Here is a 17,203-nt window from a genome sequence, read left to right on the forward strand (position 1 = left end):
CAGGGTGAACATCAAGGGCCAGTCAGGCGGCCGCCTTCTCCTGCGCCAGGCCGACCTGCACCTCTGCTTCCAGATGACGTTGGCAGGCCTGCGCACCCTTGTCGGCGATGCCGCGTTCCAGCTTGTCGGCAAAGAACTCGATCAGGGCACTGACTGCACTGGGCAACTGGCGGCGGTGCACATAGACCGCATAGAAGCCCATGGTGTCGCGCTGATAATCCGGCAGGATGTTCACCAGGGTGCCATTGCGCAGGTCTTCCGAGGCCAGCATGGTCGGTAACAAGGCAATCCCCAGCCCGGCCCGCGCGGCCCGCAGCTGGCCCTGGGCGGTATTGACGCACAGGCGCGGCACCACCCGCACACTCTCGGGACCATGTGGCCCCTCCAGCTTCCAGACCGTGTGCTGGGGCGCCTGCGAGGTCGCCAGACAGGCGTGGGCGACCAGGTCCGCCAGGGCCTGCGGCGTACCCTGCCGCTCCAGGTAACGCGGGCTGGCAATGAGCGCCAGATGGCTTTGCACCAGTTTTCTGGCCACCAGGCTGGAATCGGGCAATACCCCGCCGCGGAAGGCCAGGTCGATGCCCTCGGCAATCAGGTCGGCGCGCCCATCGTTGAGCACGAACTCCAGCTGCACCTTGGGATAGAGATGCATGAACTCATGCATCCACTCGATCGAAAAATTGTCGAAGAAATCCACCGGCGCCGCCACCCGCAGGCTACCCGTCGGCTCGCCCTGGCTCTCGGTCAGGCTGGCGCTGGCGTGTTCGATGTCTTCCAGGCCGGGCGCGCAGCGTTCGAAGAATTCCCGACCCGCCGCAGTCATGTTGAGCTGGCGCGTGGAGCGTTGCAGCAGGCGCACGCCCATGTTGGCCTCCAGGGTCTGCAGGCGCCGGCTGATGGTATTGGGCGGCATGGACAGCTTGCGGCCGGCGGCGGCAAAGCTGCCGGCACGCACCACATGCACGAACAGCCAGATGTCGTTCAGGTCTAGCATGGCGATGGCCTTCTTCCTCTATGTCCGTCTCGATCCCATTACTTCCAAAACTGGATCAGTGAAATGCGATTCTCGCATCTATTGGAAGAAATGAAAACTGGGTATTGTTCATCCCAATGCAAACGCCTTCCTGTCGAGGCGATGCCAACCGAACAATGTAAAGGAATGACCATGAGCACCCTGCTGCATATCGACTCCAGCGCCCGTACCGGCGGCTCCATCTCGCGCCAGCTGACCGCCTCCTTCGCCCAGCAATGGCAGGCCAAGAACCCCGGCGGCAAGGTCGTTCATCGCGACCTGGCCGCCAACACCCTGCCGCACCTGAGCGAATCCATGATGGGTGCCTATTTCACCCCGGCCGATGCCCGCAGCGCCGAGCAAGCCGACGTGATCAAGCAATCCGACGCCCTGGTCGATGAGCTGCTGGCCGCCGACACCATCGTCATCGGCGTGCCGATGTACAACTTCGCGCCGCCCTCGACCCTGAAGGCCTGGATCGACCACGTCTTCCGCGCCGGCCGCACCTTCAAGTACGGCGAAACCGGCCCGGTCGGCCTGGTCACCGGCAAGAAGGCCGTCATCATCCTGTCCCGTGGCGGCAAGTATTCCGAAGGTCCGATGGAAGCACTGGACTTCCAGGGCAAGTACCTCAAGGGCGCCCTGGGCTTCATCGGCATCACCGATGTCGAACTGGTGATCGCCGAAGGCGTCTCCATGGGTGAAGAGGCCGCCAAGCAAGCCGTTGCCGGCGCCGAAGCGAAGATCAACGCCACCGTCTGATCGCGCCAGCGGCCTGGCCCGCTCTCGCGCTGCCCATGTGAATGGGGCGCACCGCCAACAGCGGTGCGCCCCGTTTGCCGTGTTGCGTGCCGGGCTCAGTGGCTGCCCAGCCCCTTGTGCATGCGCCGCAGCCCCAGCCAGACGCAGACTGCCACCACCGGCACCACCATACCGGTGGCCAGGTCCGGATTGATGGGCAGGCCCGCCGCCTTGGCCGCCTTGCCGGCATACCCCAGCAGACCGATCACGTAATACGAGATGGCCGCCACCGACAGGCCTTCCACCGCCTGCTGCAGCTTCAGTTGCTGGGCGGCGCGGGCATTCATGGATTCCAGGATCTGGCGGTTCTGACGCTCCTGCACGATGCCGATCCGGGTGCGCAACAGGTCGTTGGTATGGGCGATACGTTCGGCCAGGGCTTCCTGGCGACGGGCGATGGCCTGGCAGGTATCCATGGCCGGCGCCAGCCGGCGCTCCATGAATTCACCGATGGTCGGCACGCCTTCGATGCGCTGCTCGCGCAATTCCTCGATGCGCGCCTGTACCAGCCGGAAATAGGCCTGCGAGGCCGAGAAGCGGTAACTGTTCTCCAGCGAGAGCTTTTCGATGCGTGCCGCCAGACCGGTGATCTTGCGCAGCACGCGCTCATCTTCGGCCTGTTCCTCCGGCGTGCCGGCGGTGGACTGCTCGGATTGCACCATGGCGGCGGTCAGCGCCGCCAGGTCGCCCTCGATCTGGTTGAGCAGCGGGCCGGATTGCTGGGCGTGCGGCAAGCCCAGCAAGGCCATCATGCGATAGGTCTCGATTTCCAGGATGCGCTGGGCCAGGCGCCCGCCTTGCAGCTCGCGCAGGCCAATGTCGCGCACCACGAAACGCGAAAATCCATCCGACTGGATCTGGAAATCGGTCCAGATTTCCCCGCCCTGCAAGACCTTGCTGGAACTCATCAGCTTGCCCTCGAAGATGCGCTGCATCTGGCGTGCGGTCGCAGCCGGGTCATCGTCACCGGGCTCCGCCACCACATGCGCGGCCACCATCAGCTTGCCCTTGAGCGAGAGCTGCCACTGCTGGGGGATGTGCGCCAGCGGCGCGCGGGCAAAGGCCTGGTCGGTGGAGAGCGGCTCCTCATGGGCCTGGGCGAAGGTATAGGTGGCGAACTCGGTGTGGCACTCCCACTTCAGCCGGAAGCGGCCGAAGTCGTGATAGAAGTGCTTGGCCTCACCACCCGGGGCGACCACGCCGAAATGGGCGCACAGGTCGTCCAGCAGCGCATGCTGGGCGCTGGCATGGCGACCGCCATTGCCTTCTTCGCGCACATAGACGGCCAGGTGGGTGAGCGTTTCCGAACGTGTCAGCTGCAGGAAGGGGCGCGAATGCACCTCGGCAGCCAGGACGACGCGCTGCGGGTGGTTCAGGCTGGCAAAAACGATGGACATGGGACTTTCTCGTGGATGATTGCAATGCTGTGCGCCGGTCGCGCTTGTCGGCGACCGACTAACCGCCGGCCGGCCTGCAAGTCAGGCCGGGCCGCGGCGAAAACGGGTGGTGAGCCGGCGCGCCTACTGCGGCTGCGGCGGCGGATACGTGACGTCGAGGATGGTCAGCTGCTCCACGCCCGAAGGGGTCTGCAGCACCACCTCATCCCCTTCGCGCGCCTTGGTCAGCGCCCGCGCCACGGGCGAAATCCAGCTGATGCGCCCCTTGAGCGGATCGAGCTCGTCGATGCCGACGATGGTCACCGTATGTTCTTCGCCGCGCTGGTTTTCGTAATGCACCGTGGCCCCGAAGAAGATCTGGTCGCTGCCGTGATGGACCGAGGGATCGACCACCTCGGCATTGTCCAGCCGCTTGGTGAGGAAACGGATGCGCCGGTCGATCTCGCGCAGGCGCTTCTTGCCGTAGAGATAGTCGCCGTTCTCGGAGCGGTCGCCATTGGAGGCGGCCCAGGAGACCACGCGCACCACCTCCGGACGCTCCTCGTCGATCAGGTGCAGCAGCTCATCCTTGATGCGCTGATGGCCCTGGGGCGTCATGTAGTTCTTGGCCCCGGCGGGGATGGCCGGCAAGGCGATCTCGTCATCGTCGTCGGCGCCGTCGGATTCTTTTACAAATGCCTTGTTCATGTGCGAATGGATGGGTATGCAGGTTCGTTCTTATTGTAGCCGCATGCGTGGGCTCGCAACGGTACAGTTGGGGCGATTAATCCTTGCATCAGTGTGCTGGGCGTGCGCCCGGCGCAAGACCCTGCCCGGCAACGGCAAGGCTCGCCCTTTGGCCCGCACTCGGCGATAATCTGCCTTCCCGCCTGGTCACAGGCTTACCACTCCACTGCTCCCGCGACCTCATGTCCTCCATCGCCCCTCGCTATCGTATCGGTCTCATCGCCAACCGCGCCCATCAGGACGCTGCCGATTCTGCCCTGGTGCAGTTGCTCACCGGTTCAGGCCATCGCATCGAAAGCCTGCAACCCGAACTGATCGTGGTCGGTCGCACGCTCGACGCCATCGGCCAGATGAACCTGCTGCCCGGCTACCCGCATCTGGTGCGCTTCCCCTACGGTCGACAAGGTGGCCTGATGAAGCTGGTCTCGCGCACGGTCGATCCCGACCCCGAGCGCACGCTGGACGCCGTGATCTATCTGGTCGATCCGGTCGACCCCTCCTCCACCTTCCCCGAGGCGGTGGCCCTGAAGCGCCAGTGCGTCATCCATGGCAAGCCCTTCCTGTCGACGCTGGCTGGCGCCCAGGAATGGTTCGAACTGGAAGCCATCGCCAATGGCGCCGCGCCGGACAGCTTCCTGGATGACCGCTTCCACCTGGAGCAGGAAGGCATCGCCCTGATCGCCCACGACGCCATGAAGTCGCGCATGCTGGAACTGGCCGAGAAGCACTTCGAGGTGCTGGACCGCTTCGCCTTCCGCTGCGCCACTGGCACCACCGGCGGCCTGCTCAACCAGTTGGCCATGAAGATCAAGGGAGATGCCGGCCGCAACTGGGTGCGCCCCTTCCTGTCCGGCCCGCTGGGGGGCGACGCGCAGATTGCCGAACTGATCCTGGAGCGCCAGTGCCGTCGCGTGCTGTTCCTGGAAGACCCGCATGTGGCGCGCCAGCACGAAGCCGACATCCAGTTGCTGGAACGGGCCGCCCGCACCGTGACCGGCTATGCCTCCTGCATGAGCGATGTCAAATGGGGCGACCGCTGGCTGTCCCTGATCAAGGCGCGCGCACTCTGAAGTCCGCATGACCGCATCCCCACCGCCGACACCGCCGCCCCACTCCGTGCCTCCGCAGCGCCCGGGGCGCTGGCGCCGCCGGCTGCTGGCGCCGCTGATCTATACCGCGGCCCTGCTGCTGATGCTGGAAGAATGGCTATGGGACGCCACCCAGGCGCTGCTGGCGCGCATTCCCGACTGGCCCTGGCTGGTGAGGCTGCAACACTGGGTGGAGCGGCGCCCGCCCTATGTGGCGCTGCTGATCTTCCTGGCACCTACCCTGCTGCTGCTGCCGGTCAAGCTGCTGGCGCTGCTCTCGATCACGCACGGGCATCCGACGCTGGGCCTGGCCATCGTGCTCGCGGCCAAGGTATTGGGGACCGCGCTGGTCGCGCGCATCTACGCCCTGACGCGCCGCAGCCTGCTGTCACTGGCCTGGTTCCAGCGCTACCACGATCAGTTGCTCGCGGTGAAGGCCAGGCTGACCGCGCAGCTGCAGGCCACTGCAGGCTGGCAACAGGCAAAGCGGCTAGTACAGTTGTGCAGACAGCGTGTGGCAGATGTGAAGTCGTTTGTGCGGGCGCGCATGGCCCGCTCGCCGCGCTCCCCGCTGGCGCGCCTGATGCGCCTGCTGCGCAAGCTGGTGGCCCGCATGCGCAGCCGCTAGTGTTGAAAATCCTTGCAGAGAACGCTGCAAAAAGTCGAGCGCAAATGAAACAAGGCCGCCGTAGCAGCCTTGTTTGCGGATCCATTGCACCCGGGCCGGGCAGGATCAGTCGTCATCATCGTCATCGATGTAGCCGTCCGGCGGCGGCGACATCTGCATCGTGGCATGCTGGCCGATGTTGTTGTTGGAAATACTGTTGCCCCACTCGAAGGCATGCTTTTCAGCGGCGAAGAAATCATCGGCCGACAGCTGCAGTTCATCCAGCAGATGCTGCATCTCGGCCTGGTCCGGCGCCCGTTGCTCGGTGCACTCCACCAGACGCAAGGCCAGGCCGTAGAAGCCGCTGCGACGCAGCAGCGCCTCCCGGATCTCGGTACTGACGGTGATCTGGCGCAGCACCGTTTCCATGCTCATCCCGAACAGGGCATCGACCAGCGACATGATGCCCACCGTGAACGCCATCTCCGACATCTTGCGGCGCCCCGGGCGAATCTTCACCGTAATGAGCTCCAGCATCTTGCCGCGCGTGGCCGCCAGGATCATCAGCGGCGACATGGCGTGGGCGCGGTCCTTCTCGGTATTGGCGAAAAGCAGAATCTGCAGCCAGCGCTTCAACTGCCGGCGACCCAGCACGATCAGGGCCTGGCCCAGCGAATCGATGAACTTCTGGAAGCCGTACACCGGGGTATTGACCAGCCGCAGCAGGGTCAGGCTCAGCGCCACGTCACGCTTGATGAAGCGCACGATCTCGGCATTGTCGACATTGCGCACCAGCAGCGTGAGCAGGTGCATGATGATCATCTTCGAGGCCTCCAGCTTCTTGCCCTGGAGGATCATCGGCTTGGCGAAGTAATAGCCCTGGAAGTAATCGAAGCCGAAGGTCATGCAGTCATTGAACTGCTGCAGGGTCTCGACCTTCTCGGCCAGCAGCTCCTTCTGGGCGCGCTTGAAGTGCACCGACAGCTTGAGCAGCTTGCTGGGATCGACTTCCATCACGTCGATCTTGATGATCTTCACCAGCGGCAGCAGTTCTTCGATCTCTTCCGACTCGGCCACCACGTCATCCAGCGCGAACACATAACCGGCCTTGGTCAGCTCGCGCACGCGCGCCACCAGTTCCGGTGTCACGCGTACCGTCTCCAGGATTTCCAGCACCACCTTGTCGGAGGGCAGGAAATAGATGAAGTCGCTCATCAGCACGGCCGCATCGACATTGATGAAGCCATGCAGGTTACCGATCACATTGGACAAGCCCAGCTCGGAAGCATGGGCAATCACCGCCGCCGTCGCCGTCACGTCATCCTTGACGTTGGCCGGACCAAAGGCCGCACTGCGAAACAGCAGTTCGTAGCCGATCAGGTCCTGCTCGCGGCTCAGGATGGGCTGGCGGGCCAGGAAGAAATCCAGGGCGTGATGAGGGTGTTGCGCGTGCGGGGGCAAGGCGGATGGGTCGGCGGACTGATCTGACATGGTTGTTCTTTTACTAATCCCTCGCGTTGCAATTCTTGACGTGTGGCAATCTCACTATTGTAAGCCGATTTCTCACGATATCGGCGACAGCGAGACTACCCTCGACGACAAAATCACAAATATTCACAACGCCAGGAGCCCCCGTCATCAGAGTTCTCCCGACTCCAGGACATATTCCGCGCTGTCATCCACGCCCAGCACCTCGATCAGGTAGGGCATGACTTCCTTCAGCGTGGCTTCCAGCGTCCACGGCGGATTGAGGATGAACATGCCGCTGTTATGCAGGCCAAAGCCATCCGGTGCCGGGCCGTGGATGGCCAGCGTGACATTGAGCCAGCTCTTGGCACCCAGGCGCTTCAAGCGCTCGGGCAACTGACGCGATTCATTACGATGCAGGACCGGATACCACACGGCATAGGTGCCCCCCGGAAAACGCGTGAGCGCATCCGTGAGCACCTGGGCCACGTGGCTGTAGTCACGCTTGTCTTCGTAGGGCGGGTCGATCAACACCAGGGCACGACGCGAGGGCGGCGGCAACAGCGCCTTCAGGGCGTCGAAGCCATCGCCCCGATGCACCATCACGCGCTTGCCGCGCGCTGCCGGACGCTGGCCCTGGGCGGCGGCATGCGCCTCCAGCTTGCGGAAATTATCCGTCAGCACCTTCACTTCGCTGGGATGCAATTCGAACAGGCGCAAGCGGTCCTGCTCGCGCATGATCTTCTCGGCGCAATAGGGAGAACCGGGGTAATAGCGCATCTTGCCGCTCGGGTTGAGCGACTTGACCACATCGACGTATTCCTGCACCGCCGCTGGCAGGTCCTTGCGGTCCCACAGCTTGGCGATGCCGGTTTCGTATTCGGCGTTCTTGCTGGCGTAATCTCCATCCAGCGCGTAGACGCCCGCGCCGGCATGGGTGTCGATGACCATGTAGGCAGTTTCTTTCTGCCCGAGATAGCGCATCAACTGGATGATCACCATGTGCTTCAGGACATCGGCGTGGTTGCCGGCGTGAAAAGCGTGGCGATAACTCAGCATGGAAAATTCACTTCTTGGATGGGGTTGATAGCGGGTGGCGGCACGGACCGACGCGGGTCACTGGGTGGGCCACCGAAAAGAGGAAAAGCTCATGCATTTTATCAAGGATACGTGAGCAGTTGTCGGACTAATCCGGCATTGTTACAAAGAAGACATGCCCGCAGCGCCGGGTGATGCGGCCCGGCCGCTGGCCGCGGCGCCGGTCCGGGATGCGAGTCCGGCACCCCGGCAGTGCGCGCAACGCCTCTAGTTACCGGCCCGGTCCAGCCGGAAATACGCATCCAGCAAGGAGGTCTTGAACACCACCCCCAGCAGGCGCGGGTCTTCGGCGCTGGCGATCACCGGCAGGCGCTCACCCTGATGGTCAAGGAACAGTTGCAAGGCCTCGCCCAGGGACATGTCGGGCGTCACCTCGTGCAGGAAATGCGGCCGCAGGAAATCGCGAGCTACCCGGCCTGCCGCTTCCTTCTTGTCCAGCAGCCAGGAAGTGATGTCCTGCAACGCCACCACCCCAAGGTAACGCTGCTGGTCGTCCACGATGTAGACATACTTCACCGGGTATTTCAGGAACAGGGCGCTGATCTCTTCCAGGCTGGCCTGTTCCTGCAGCACGGTCTCGGCCGGCCGGATCAGGGCACGCATGTGAGTGCCGCGCAGACGCAGGCGTTCTTCGTTGTCGCGATGGCGTTTCAGTGTGATCTCGTACATCGAGCGGCCGTCCGTGCTGCGCGCCACCACATAGGCGACCACGCAGGACAGCATCAGCGGCAGCACCACCTGGTAGCTCAAGGTCATCTCGAAGATCATCAGGATCGCCATCAGCGGCGCATAGGACGCCGCCGCCAGGAAAGCGCCCATGCCCACCATCGCATAGGCGAAGGGTTGCGACATGTGGAACGGCAGCAAAGCCTGGGCCGTATCGCCGAACAGGTAGCCGACCGCCGCCCCCACGAAGAGCGTGGGCGTGAAGATCCCCCCGACCGCCCCCGAGCCGACTGTAATGGCCGTGGCCAGGACCTTGATCACCAGCACCGTCAACACCGCCTGCCACAGCCAGGTCGTATGCAGCAACGAATTGACCAGGCTGTAGCCATTGCCCCAGACCTCGGGCACCTCGATGGAGATCAGTCCGACCAAGAGTCCGCCCACGCCCAGCCGCACCGGCAGCGGCAGGCGGAACTTGCCGAAGCCCTGCTTGCCCAGCTCCAGCACGCGCAGGAACTGCGGTGCCAGGATGCCGGCCAGTACGCCCAGCACCAGGAACAGCAGCACTTCCCAGCCGCCGATCTCGGGGAAGTACGGCATTTCGTAGGCCGCCCGGTAACCCGGCAATTCGCGCATGGTGATGTTGGCCACCACGGAGGCCACCACCACCGGGCCGAAGCTCTCCATGACCAGCGAACCGAGCACGATCTCGGTGATGAAGAAAGCCCCTGCAATCGGCGCGTTATAGGCCGAGGTGATGCCGGCCGCCGCCCCGCAGGCCACCAGCAGCCGCAAGCGCGACGAAGGAAAGTGCGAGAACTTGCCCACCAGCGACGCGCACAGGGCCGACAACTGCACCATCGGACCTTCGCGGCCGATGGAGCCACCGGAAGCAATCGACGCCAGCGAGGAGATGCTGCGCAAGAGCGTATTGCGTACCGGAATGGCGCCATCGCCGATGGCCACCGCCTCCATGTAGTCGCCGCCATTGCCGGCCGGGGTACGCTTGGCCCAGACCAGGAACAGGCCGGCAATCACGCCGCCACAGGTCGGCAGCAGGATGCGCACATGCCAGGGCAAGCCCTTGGCGATGTCGACGAAGCTCCCGTCATGTCCGGTCAGCCAGATCTGCAGCAGCGCGATGCATTCGCGAAAGGCGATGGTGGCCAGGGCGCCGACAAAACCGGCCAGCGCGCCCCACAGCAGCATGGAATGGCTTTCGGACACACGACAGGCATTCAGTACCCGCAGCCGGTACTTGATCCAAAGTTCATGCATGGTCGCTGTCCTGCCCTTGCCGCTGGTCTTCAGCTCCTTGCTCGTCGGCCGGTCGCATCAACGCCTGCAACTGGCGCAATTCGCCGGCAATGCTGGCCGCCGCCTTCTTCTGCATGCGACGGTAGCGTGCCAGCACCTCCTGCCCCAGCTCGGTCACCGCCGCACCACCGCCACGGGCGCCGCCGGTCGCAGTGGCCACCAGCGGGCTGGCGAAGCAGCGGTTCATTTCCTCCACCAGCAGCCAGGCACGCCGATAGGACATATCCATCTCCCGGGCCGCGCCGGAGATCGATCCGGTCTGTGCGATCGCCTGCAGCAGATCGGCCTTGCCCGGCCCGAAGGCAATGGTCTGGCCCTGCATCACGCGCACTCTCAAGGTCTTGGCATCATTCATGCGCGTGATTGTACAAGGGCCTTGTACGTGCGGCCAATGCAGAGCGGGCGGTTGACGTTCGTTATATCCTTACGTATATTTCGCCACTCACCCGCCCTGCTCCCTTGTTCTCGTTTCCAGGATTGCCGATGCTGAAGAAAACCCGTCTCAAGGCCGCCATCGGTGCCGCCTTCGCCGCCACGCTGGTGTTCTCCGCTAGCGCCGCCCAGGCCACCGATCTCGTGGTCTCGGCCGCCGCCAGCCTGACCAATGCCTTCAAGGAGCTGGCTCAGTCCTTCGAACAACAGCATCCTGGTGTGAAGGTCATCAGCAACTTCGGTGCCTCGGACGTCCTGATGCAACAGATCGTGCGCGGCGCCCCGGCTGACGTATTTGCCTCCGCCGACCAGACCGCCATGGACAAGGCGGTGGCGGAAAAGGCCGTCAAGCCGGCCACCCGCAAGAACTTCGCCGCCAACCAGATCGTGGTCATCGTGCCGCATGACGCCCGGCACCAGCCGGCCACGCTGGCCGACCTGACCCGTCCGGACTATCAGCGCATCGCCCTCGGCAACCCGGCATCGGTGCCCTTCGGCCGCTACACCAAGGGTGCGCTGGAACAGGCCGGCCTGTGGTCGCAGGTGCAGGCCAAGGGGGTGATGGCCGAGAACGTGCGCACCAGCCTGGATTACGTGGCCCGTGGCGAAGTCGATGCCGGCTTCGTCTTCGCCACCGATGCCGCAGTGATGCCGGACAAGGTCAAGGTGGCCATCCGCATTCCTTCAGACACGCCGGCCACCTATCCCATCGCCATCACCTCCGGCAGCCGGCAACAGGAACTGGCCACACAGTTCGTGGCCTACGTGCTCTCGCCGAACGGGCAAGCCGTCCTGGCGCGCTACGGCTTCCTGAAGCCCTGAACCCCAAGGTCGCCTGATGCATCCGGTCTGGACACCGTTGCTGCTGTCGCTAAAGGTCGCGGGACTGGCAACCCTGCTCAATCTGGTCCTGGGCGTGGCCGCCGCCTATGGGCTGTCGCGCTGGCGCTCGCCGCTGCGCGACTTCATCGATTCGGTCCTGACCCTGCCCCTGGTGCTGCCGCCTACCGTATTGGGCTATTACCTGCTGGTCTTGTTCGGCCGCCGCGGCACCTTCGGCGCCTGGCTTGAGAGCCTGGGCATCCAACTGGTCTTCACCTGGCAAGGCGCGGTACTGGCCTCCACCGTGGTGGCCTTCCCGCTGGTATTGAAAGCGGCCCGGGCCGCCTTCGAGAGCGTAGACCATCAACTGGAAAACGCGGCCCGCGTGCTGGGCGTCTCCGAGGCCGGCGTGTTCTTTCGCGTCAGCCTGCCGCTGGCTACGCGCGGCATCACCGCTGGTGTGCTGCTGGCATTTGCCCGCGCCCTCGGTGAATTCGGCGCCACCCTGATGGTGGCGGGCAACCTGCCGGGCCGCACGCAGACCCTGTCGGTGGCCATCTATGAGGCGGTACAGGCCGGCGACGACGGCGCGGCCACCTTGCTGGTGGTGATTACCTCGATCACTTGCGTGGTGCTGCTGATGCTGGCCGGACGACTGGTACCGGACCGCTCGCAGCTGCAGATTCGCTAGACTGTCGCGGTTGATCCCTTTTACTTGCCCCTGCCTGCCGTGAGCATCGACCTCCAGATCCAGAAACAACTGCGTGCCGCTGATCGTGTCTTCGAGCTCGATATCGCCCTGGCTTCCGACAGCCAGCGCATCGTGCTCTACGGTCCCTCCGGCTCGGGCAAGAGCCTCACCCTCAAGGCCATCGCCGGCCTAATGCGTCCCGACAGCGGCCATATCCGCGTGCATGGCCGGGTGCTGTTCGACGCCGCGCAAGGTATCGACCTGCGCGTGCAGGAGCGCAACGTGGCCTACCTGTTCCAGGACTACGCCCTCTTCCCGCACCTGACGGTGGCGCAGAACATCGCCTTCGGCCTGACCCGGGGCAGCTTCAACACACGCCGCCCGGCCCAGCACCCGGCCGTGATGAAGTGGTTGCAGGCCTTCGAGCTGGAAGCCATCGCCCACAGCCATCCGGCGCAGATCTCCGGCGGCCAGCGCCAGCGGGTGGCCCTGGCGCGCGCCCTGGTGGCCGAGCCCGACATGCTGTTGCTGGACGAGCCCTTCTCGGCCCTGGACCTGTCCCTGCGCCAGCGCATGCGCCAGGAACTGGCCGACCTGCAGACCCGCCTGCAGGTGCCGATGCTGCTGATCACCCACGATCCGGCCGATGTCGAGGCCCTGGGCCAGACGGTCTTCGAAGTGCGCGACGGCCGCTTGCGGGCGACTTGATGCCTGTCGATACAGAGCCGGCGACAGACGAAAAAAAACCGTACCCTTTTGAGGTACGGTCGCAAGTTCGGGGGATCACCCCGCCAGCCCGCGCAAGGATGCGGGCCGGCGCTACATCACACATTCACACTCAAACCATTGCACGCGCGGATCAGGCCGCCTTCTTGGCCTTGTCATCGAAGAATTGTTCATCTTCGGTCGAACCATGCAGCGCAGTGGTGGACGACTGACCCTGCTGGATCGCCTGGGTCACCGCGTCAAAGTAACCGGTGCCGACTTCGCGCTGGTGCTTGACCGCAGTGAAGCCCTTGGAGGCGGCGGCGAATTCGGCTTCCTGCAACTCCACGAAGGCCGACATCTGGTTGCGGGCATAGCCGTGGGCCAGGTTGAACATCGAGTAGTTCAGCGCATGGAAACCGGCCAGCGTGATGAACTGGAACTTGTAGCCCATGGCGCCCAGCTCGCGCTGGAACTTGGCGATGGTGGCGTCGTCCAGGTTCTTCTTCCAGTTGAAGGACGGCGAGCAGTTGTAGGCCAGCAGCTTGCCCGGGAACTTGGCGTGGATGGCTTCGGCGAAGGTCTTGGCGAAGGCCAGGTCGGGCTTGCCGGTTTCGCACCAGACCATGTCGGCATATTCCGCATAGGCCAGGCCACGCGAGATCGCCTGGTCGATGCCCGGGTGGGTCTTGAAGAAGCCTTCGACAGTGCGCTCGCCGGAGAGGAAGGCCTTGTCGTTGGCGTCCACGTCCGAGGTCAAGAGGTCGGCCGCTTCGGCATCGGTACGGGCGATCACCAGGGTACGGGTACCCATGACGTCAGCCGCCAGGCGCGCCGCGTTGAGCTTTTCGCAGGCTTCACGGGTCGGCACCAGCACCTTGCCGCCCATGTGACCACACTTCTTCACCGAAGCCAGCTGGTCTTCGAAGTGCACGCCGGCCGCACCGGCCTCGATCATCGACTTCATCAGTTCGAAGGCATTCAACACGCCGCCGAAACCGGCTTCCGCATCGGCCACGATGGGCGCGAAGAAGTCGATGTCGTCACGGCCTTCGGACCACTGGATCTGGTCGGCGCGGGCGAAGGTATTGTTGATGCGCTTGACCACCATCGGCACCGAGTTGGCCGGATACAGGGACTGGTCGGGATACATTTCACCGGCCAGGTTGGCGTCGCCGGCCACTTGCCAGCCGGACAGGTAGATCGCCTTCAGGCCGGCCTTGACCTGCTGCATGGCCTGATTGCCGGTCAGTGCGCCCAGGGCGTTGACGAAGGGCTCGTTGTGCACCAGGTTCCACAGCTTCTCGGCACCGCGCTTGGCCAGGGTGTGCTCGATCTGCAGCGAACCACGCAGGCGGACCACATCGGCGGCGCTGTAGTTGCGCTTGATGCCCTTCCAGCGCGGGTTCTCTGCCCAGTCGCGTTCCAGGGCCTGGATTTGCTGTTCACGTGTGCTCATGTGGATCTCCTTTTGGTCAATGATGAAGTGGCTAGAAACTGGATGAAATCGCGAATTCCATGACTTCATAGTAGGCCTGCGGGAGCAGAGCAACAATGTCTTATATAAGATATCTGTAAAATTTTTATACCAATAAATTCAATGACTTACATTCACGATTTTGCGATACGGAACGAAAATCCGGACAATGAAAAGGCCATTTGATGCAGCGCACCCGCACTTTTCATATTGCGAAATGAAGATTTCGTATCGTAAAAACGGGGCGATGTGAAACCTCTTGCGCCCTCATCGTTCATATCCACATCACCCGCACCTGTCCTCTCTGGTTGTTTAAACAAACAAGAAGGCAGAGAATAAGCACCTAACTCATGAAACGGCGATATCACGCCGCCCTGTCTACATGCATTACGCCCTGGACATTCGCACCTTCCTCTTCAGTCATTATTTCTATACAGGTGTGCGGATCGCGATCGGGGTGGTCGGCCTGACCCTGCTGGTGTTCAACGTGGCCGACATGCCCACTACCATGACGGTCTTCCTGGGTGCGCTGTGTACCAGCCTGATGGACCTGCCCAGCCCGCTGCGCCACAAGTTCAACGAAATGCTGGCCGGCGTGCTGCTCTGTACGGTGGTGATGCTGGTCATCAGCCTGTGCGCCCCGGTGCCCTGGCTGGTCAGCGCGATGATGGTGGTGGTGAGCTTCTTCGCCAGCATGATGGTGGTCTATGGCAAGAAGACCATGCCGCTGCAGTTCGCCGCGCTCATGGTGATGACCCTGTCAATGGAAAACCAGGTGCCGATCTCGGACGCCTTCCTGCATGCCGTGCTGTTCCTGGGCGGTGGGCTGGGCTACCTGGCCTATTCGATGACGGTGTCGTGGTTCCTGCGCCGCCGCATCAAGCAGCAGGTGCTGGCCGAGGCGCTGTTCGAACTGGCACGCTACCTGCGCATCAAGGCCGACTTCTACGACGTCAAGCATGACCTGGCGGGCCAGTTCAACCAGCTGGTGCGTCAGCAGATCGTGGTGGCCGACAAGCAGCAGGCTTCGCGTGACCTGATCCTGCGCGACCTGTACACCAAGCAGGATGGCCTGCTGGTGCAGGTACACCTGTCCATGCTGGAGCTCTACGAGCAGGTGCTCTCCACCCACGCCGACTACGCCTTCCTGCGCCAGCATTTCGGCGACAGCGATGTCATGGTCTTCCTGCGCGACCTGGCCACCAAGGCGGCCCAGGACATCGAATCGATCGCCTACGCGGTCACCCGCAAGAAGGCCTCCGAGCCGAGCGTTAACTACAAGGCCGAGCTGCGCGCGGTGCAGTTCGAGATGCAGGAGCTGGCCCTACCCGGCCCCCGGCAGGCCTCCGAAGAAGCCCTGACCATCCTGCGCGTGACCTACAACAAGATCCGCGACATCATCGAACTGATCGGCCAGGTGCACCAGGCCACCCGCAATCCAGTGGACCCGCTGCCCATCCTGCCGGGCTCGGACATGACCCCCTTCCTGACCCAGCAGAAGTTCAAGTTCAACATGCTGCTGGTGAACCTGCGCTGGCAGTCACCGATCTTCCGCTTCGCCATCCGGGTCGCACTGGCCGTGACCACGGGCCTTTGGATCGCCAGCCACCTGCCCTACATGTCGCACGGCTACTGGATCGTGCTGACCATCGTCATCATCCTCAAACCCAACTTCAGCGCCACCAAGCAGCGCATGGCGGACCGCCTGGTCGGCACCGTCATCGGCTGCCTGATCACCATGCTGATCCTGCGCTTCGTCCACAATCCGCTGGGCCAGCTGGCAGTGCTGTTCGCGGCCAGCGTGGCGGCACCGGCTTTCACCTACATCAAGTATCGCTATACCGCCATCGCCGCCTCGGTACAGATCCTGATGCTGCTGAACCTGCTGGTGCCGGCCGGCCACCAGGGCGTGATCGGCGAACGCCTGATCGATACCATCATCGGCGTGCTCATTGCCACCGTCTTCTCCTATGTGCTGCCGGCCTGGGAATACCGCGACCTGCCCAAGCTGCTACGCAACGTGCTCAAGGCCAGCCAGCGCTACCTGACCGCCAGCCGCGACATGCTCGAAGGGAAGGTGCAGGACGATTTCTTCTATCGGGTCTGTCGCAAGGGCTTCATGGACAGCCTGGCGGCGCTGATCTCGGCGCTGGTGCGCATGATGGACGAGCCGGCCACCAAGCAACGGGCGGTACGCGAACTGAACCGCTTCATCGTGCAGAACTACCTGGTGGCGGCGCATATCGCAGCGCTGCGCCTGATGCTGCGGCGCCAGCAGGAAAATCTGCCGCAGGCCGCCATCAGCAAGCTCATCGAAGACACCTACCTGGAGGCCAGCGAACACCTGGCCGAAGCGCAGCGCCTGCTGGCGCCCAAGCCGAGAAAGCGCGGCGGCGCCGTAGTGGTCTCGCCGGAAGCACCGGAAGACAAGGCCCTGTCGGGCAAGATCGAGCTGATCGGACCGGTCACGCCGGCACCCATTCCGGCCGAGGCCAGCGCCTGGTCGGGCTGGGCAAACCTGCGTCGCCGCAGTCACCAGCTCAATCAAGACCTCAAGGAAATCGTGGCGCAGACGGCGGCCATCGACAAGGAATTGCGCAAGGTACCGGACTGACGCCCTGAACCTCATCCAGGTCGCGCACAAGACAAAAGCCCGCATCTGCGGTAATGCGGTTCAGATAAGAAAAAATCGCCGCGCCAGTGACTTTGGTGCGGCGATTTTGCTTAGTTCTCTTCAAACCATTTGAAACCGTTCGGACTGAGTAGGCCCTCTAGGGCCGTATCGAAGGCGCTGCTCAGCTTGTGGCGCGCCTTCGATACGCGGCGACGCCGCTACTCAGGACGAACGGTCAGCGGTGGCGCAAGCAAAGTCTGAGCAGGCTTTCGGGCGGGTAACA

The 17,203-nt window shown here is 63.5% G+C and carries 15 protein-coding genes; 7 read left to right on the top strand and 8 right to left on the bottom strand.

The genetic code is table 11. The features are described from left to right. Positions 1–22: 22 nt before the first annotated feature. The gene (locus HFRIS_RS07040; protein ID WP_006462592.1) at positions 23–994 is read right to left on the bottom strand and encodes a LysR family transcriptional regulator; all 972 of its coding nucleotides are present in this window, start codon (positions 992–994) and stop codon (positions 23–25) included. A gap of 171 nt (positions 995–1,165) precedes the next feature. Here HFRIS_RS07040 and HFRIS_RS07045 point away from each other — a divergent pair, with 171 nt between their 5' ends. Beyond that, positions 1,166–1,774 carry an FMN-dependent NADH-azoreductase gene (locus tag HFRIS_RS07045; RefSeq protein ID WP_006462593.1) on the top strand — a complete coding sequence of 203 codons (609 nt, stop codon included), beginning with the start codon at positions 1,166–1,168 and terminating at the stop codon, positions 1,772–1,774. 95 nt (positions 1,775–1,869) lie between these two features. Here HFRIS_RS07045 and HFRIS_RS07050 read toward each other — a convergent pair whose 3' ends face one another. Both HFRIS_RS07050 and greB read right to left on the bottom strand, forming a co-directional pair. Then, the gene (locus tag HFRIS_RS07050) at positions 1,870–3,210 is read right to left on the bottom strand and encodes a DUF3422 family protein (protein WP_006462594.1); all 1,341 of its coding nucleotides are present in this window, start codon (positions 3,208–3,210) and stop codon (positions 1,870–1,872) included. Positions 3,211–3,333: 123 nt separating this feature from the next. Next, on the bottom strand, positions 3,334–3,897 hold the full coding sequence (gene greB, locus HFRIS_RS07055; RefSeq protein ID WP_006462595.1) for a transcription elongation factor GreB: 564 nt from the start codon (positions 3,895–3,897) through the stop codon (positions 3,334–3,336). Positions 3,898–4,118: 221 nt separating this feature from the next. On the opposite strand from greB, the gene HFRIS_RS07060 reads away from it, so the two are divergent. Together HFRIS_RS07060 and HFRIS_RS07065 are read left to right on the top strand one after the other, a co-directional pair. Continuing rightward, entirely contained in the window at positions 4,119–5,006 is an 888-nt protein-coding gene (locus tag HFRIS_RS07060; protein ID WP_006462596.1) for a methylglyoxal synthase, read from the top strand. A gap of 7 nt (positions 5,007–5,013) precedes the next feature. Then, positions 5,014–5,652 carry a hypothetical protein gene (locus HFRIS_RS07065; RefSeq protein WP_006462597.1) on the top strand — a complete coding sequence of 213 codons (639 nt, stop codon included), beginning with the start codon at positions 5,014–5,016 and terminating at the stop codon, positions 5,650–5,652. A 105-nt stretch (positions 5,653–5,757) separates the two neighbouring features. On the opposite strand, the gene HFRIS_RS07070 is transcribed toward HFRIS_RS07065, so the two are convergent. The 4 genes from HFRIS_RS07070 to HFRIS_RS07085 all read right to left on the bottom strand — a co-directional run bounded on the left by HFRIS_RS07070 (position 5,758) and on the right by HFRIS_RS07085 (position 10,534). Continuing rightward, a complete protein-coding gene (locus HFRIS_RS07070) occupies positions 5,758–7,122 on the bottom strand; it encodes an EAL and HDOD domain-containing protein (protein ID WP_006462598.1) in 1,365 nt (454 codons plus the stop codon). Between the two features lie 147 nt (positions 7,123–7,269). Beyond that, complete coding sequence (locus HFRIS_RS07075; RefSeq protein ID WP_006462599.1) at positions 7,270–8,157, bottom strand: 23S rRNA (adenine(2030)-N(6))-methyltransferase RlmJ; 888 nt, start codon at positions 8,155–8,157, stop codon at positions 7,270–7,272. A 246-nt stretch (positions 8,158–8,403) separates the two neighbouring features. Continuing rightward, positions 8,404–10,140: a ClcB-like voltage-gated chloride channel protein gene (locus tag HFRIS_RS07080; protein ID WP_006462600.1), complete on the bottom strand. Its 1,737-nt coding sequence runs from the start codon at positions 10,138–10,140 to the stop codon at positions 8,404–8,406. After that, positions 10,133–10,534 (bottom strand): winged helix-turn-helix domain-containing protein, encoded by a 402-nt coding sequence (locus HFRIS_RS07085; RefSeq protein WP_006462601.1) that lies wholly within the window; start codon positions 10,532–10,534, stop codon positions 10,133–10,135. Before HFRIS_RS07085 ends, HFRIS_RS07080 begins: the two co-directional genes overlap by 8 nt. Positions 10,535–10,662: 128 nt before the next feature. Between HFRIS_RS07085 and modA the strand changes: the two genes are divergently transcribed. From modA to HFRIS_RS07100, 3 genes are read left to right on the top strand one after another with little or no spacing between them, the layout of a single operon-like run. Next, positions 10,663–11,433, top strand: coding sequence for a molybdate ABC transporter substrate-binding protein (modA, locus tag HFRIS_RS07090; protein ID WP_006462602.1), 771 nt, complete (start codon positions 10,663–10,665; stop codon positions 11,431–11,433). A 16-nt stretch (positions 11,434–11,449) separates the two neighbouring features. Further along, positions 11,450–12,124, top strand: coding sequence for a molybdate ABC transporter permease subunit (modB, locus tag HFRIS_RS07095; protein ID WP_006462603.1), 675 nt, complete (start codon positions 11,450–11,452; stop codon positions 12,122–12,124). A 39-nt stretch (positions 12,125–12,163) separates the two neighbouring features. Then, on the top strand, positions 12,164–12,832 hold the full coding sequence (locus HFRIS_RS07100; protein WP_039874860.1) for a sulfate/molybdate ABC transporter ATP-binding protein: 669 nt from the start codon (positions 12,164–12,166) through the stop codon (positions 12,830–12,832). 151 nt (positions 12,833–12,983) lie between these two features. Here HFRIS_RS07100 and aceA read toward each other — a convergent pair whose 3' ends face one another. Further along, on the bottom strand, positions 12,984–14,288 hold the full coding sequence (gene aceA / locus HFRIS_RS07105) for an isocitrate lyase (RefSeq protein ID WP_006462605.1): 1,305 nt from the start codon (positions 14,286–14,288) through the stop codon (positions 12,984–12,986). Between the two features lie 400 nt (positions 14,289–14,688). Between aceA and HFRIS_RS07110 the strand changes: the two genes are divergently transcribed. Next, positions 14,689–16,920, top strand: a complete 2,232-nt coding sequence (locus HFRIS_RS07110; protein WP_006462606.1) for an FUSC family membrane protein — start codon at positions 14,689–14,691, stop codon at positions 16,918–16,920. Positions 16,921–17,203: the final 283 nt, after the last annotated feature.

It is taken from the genome of Herbaspirillum frisingense GSF30, from assembly GCF_000300975.2.
Lineage (GTDB): Bacteria > Pseudomonadota > Gammaproteobacteria > Burkholderiales > Burkholderiaceae_D > Herbaspirillum > Herbaspirillum frisingense.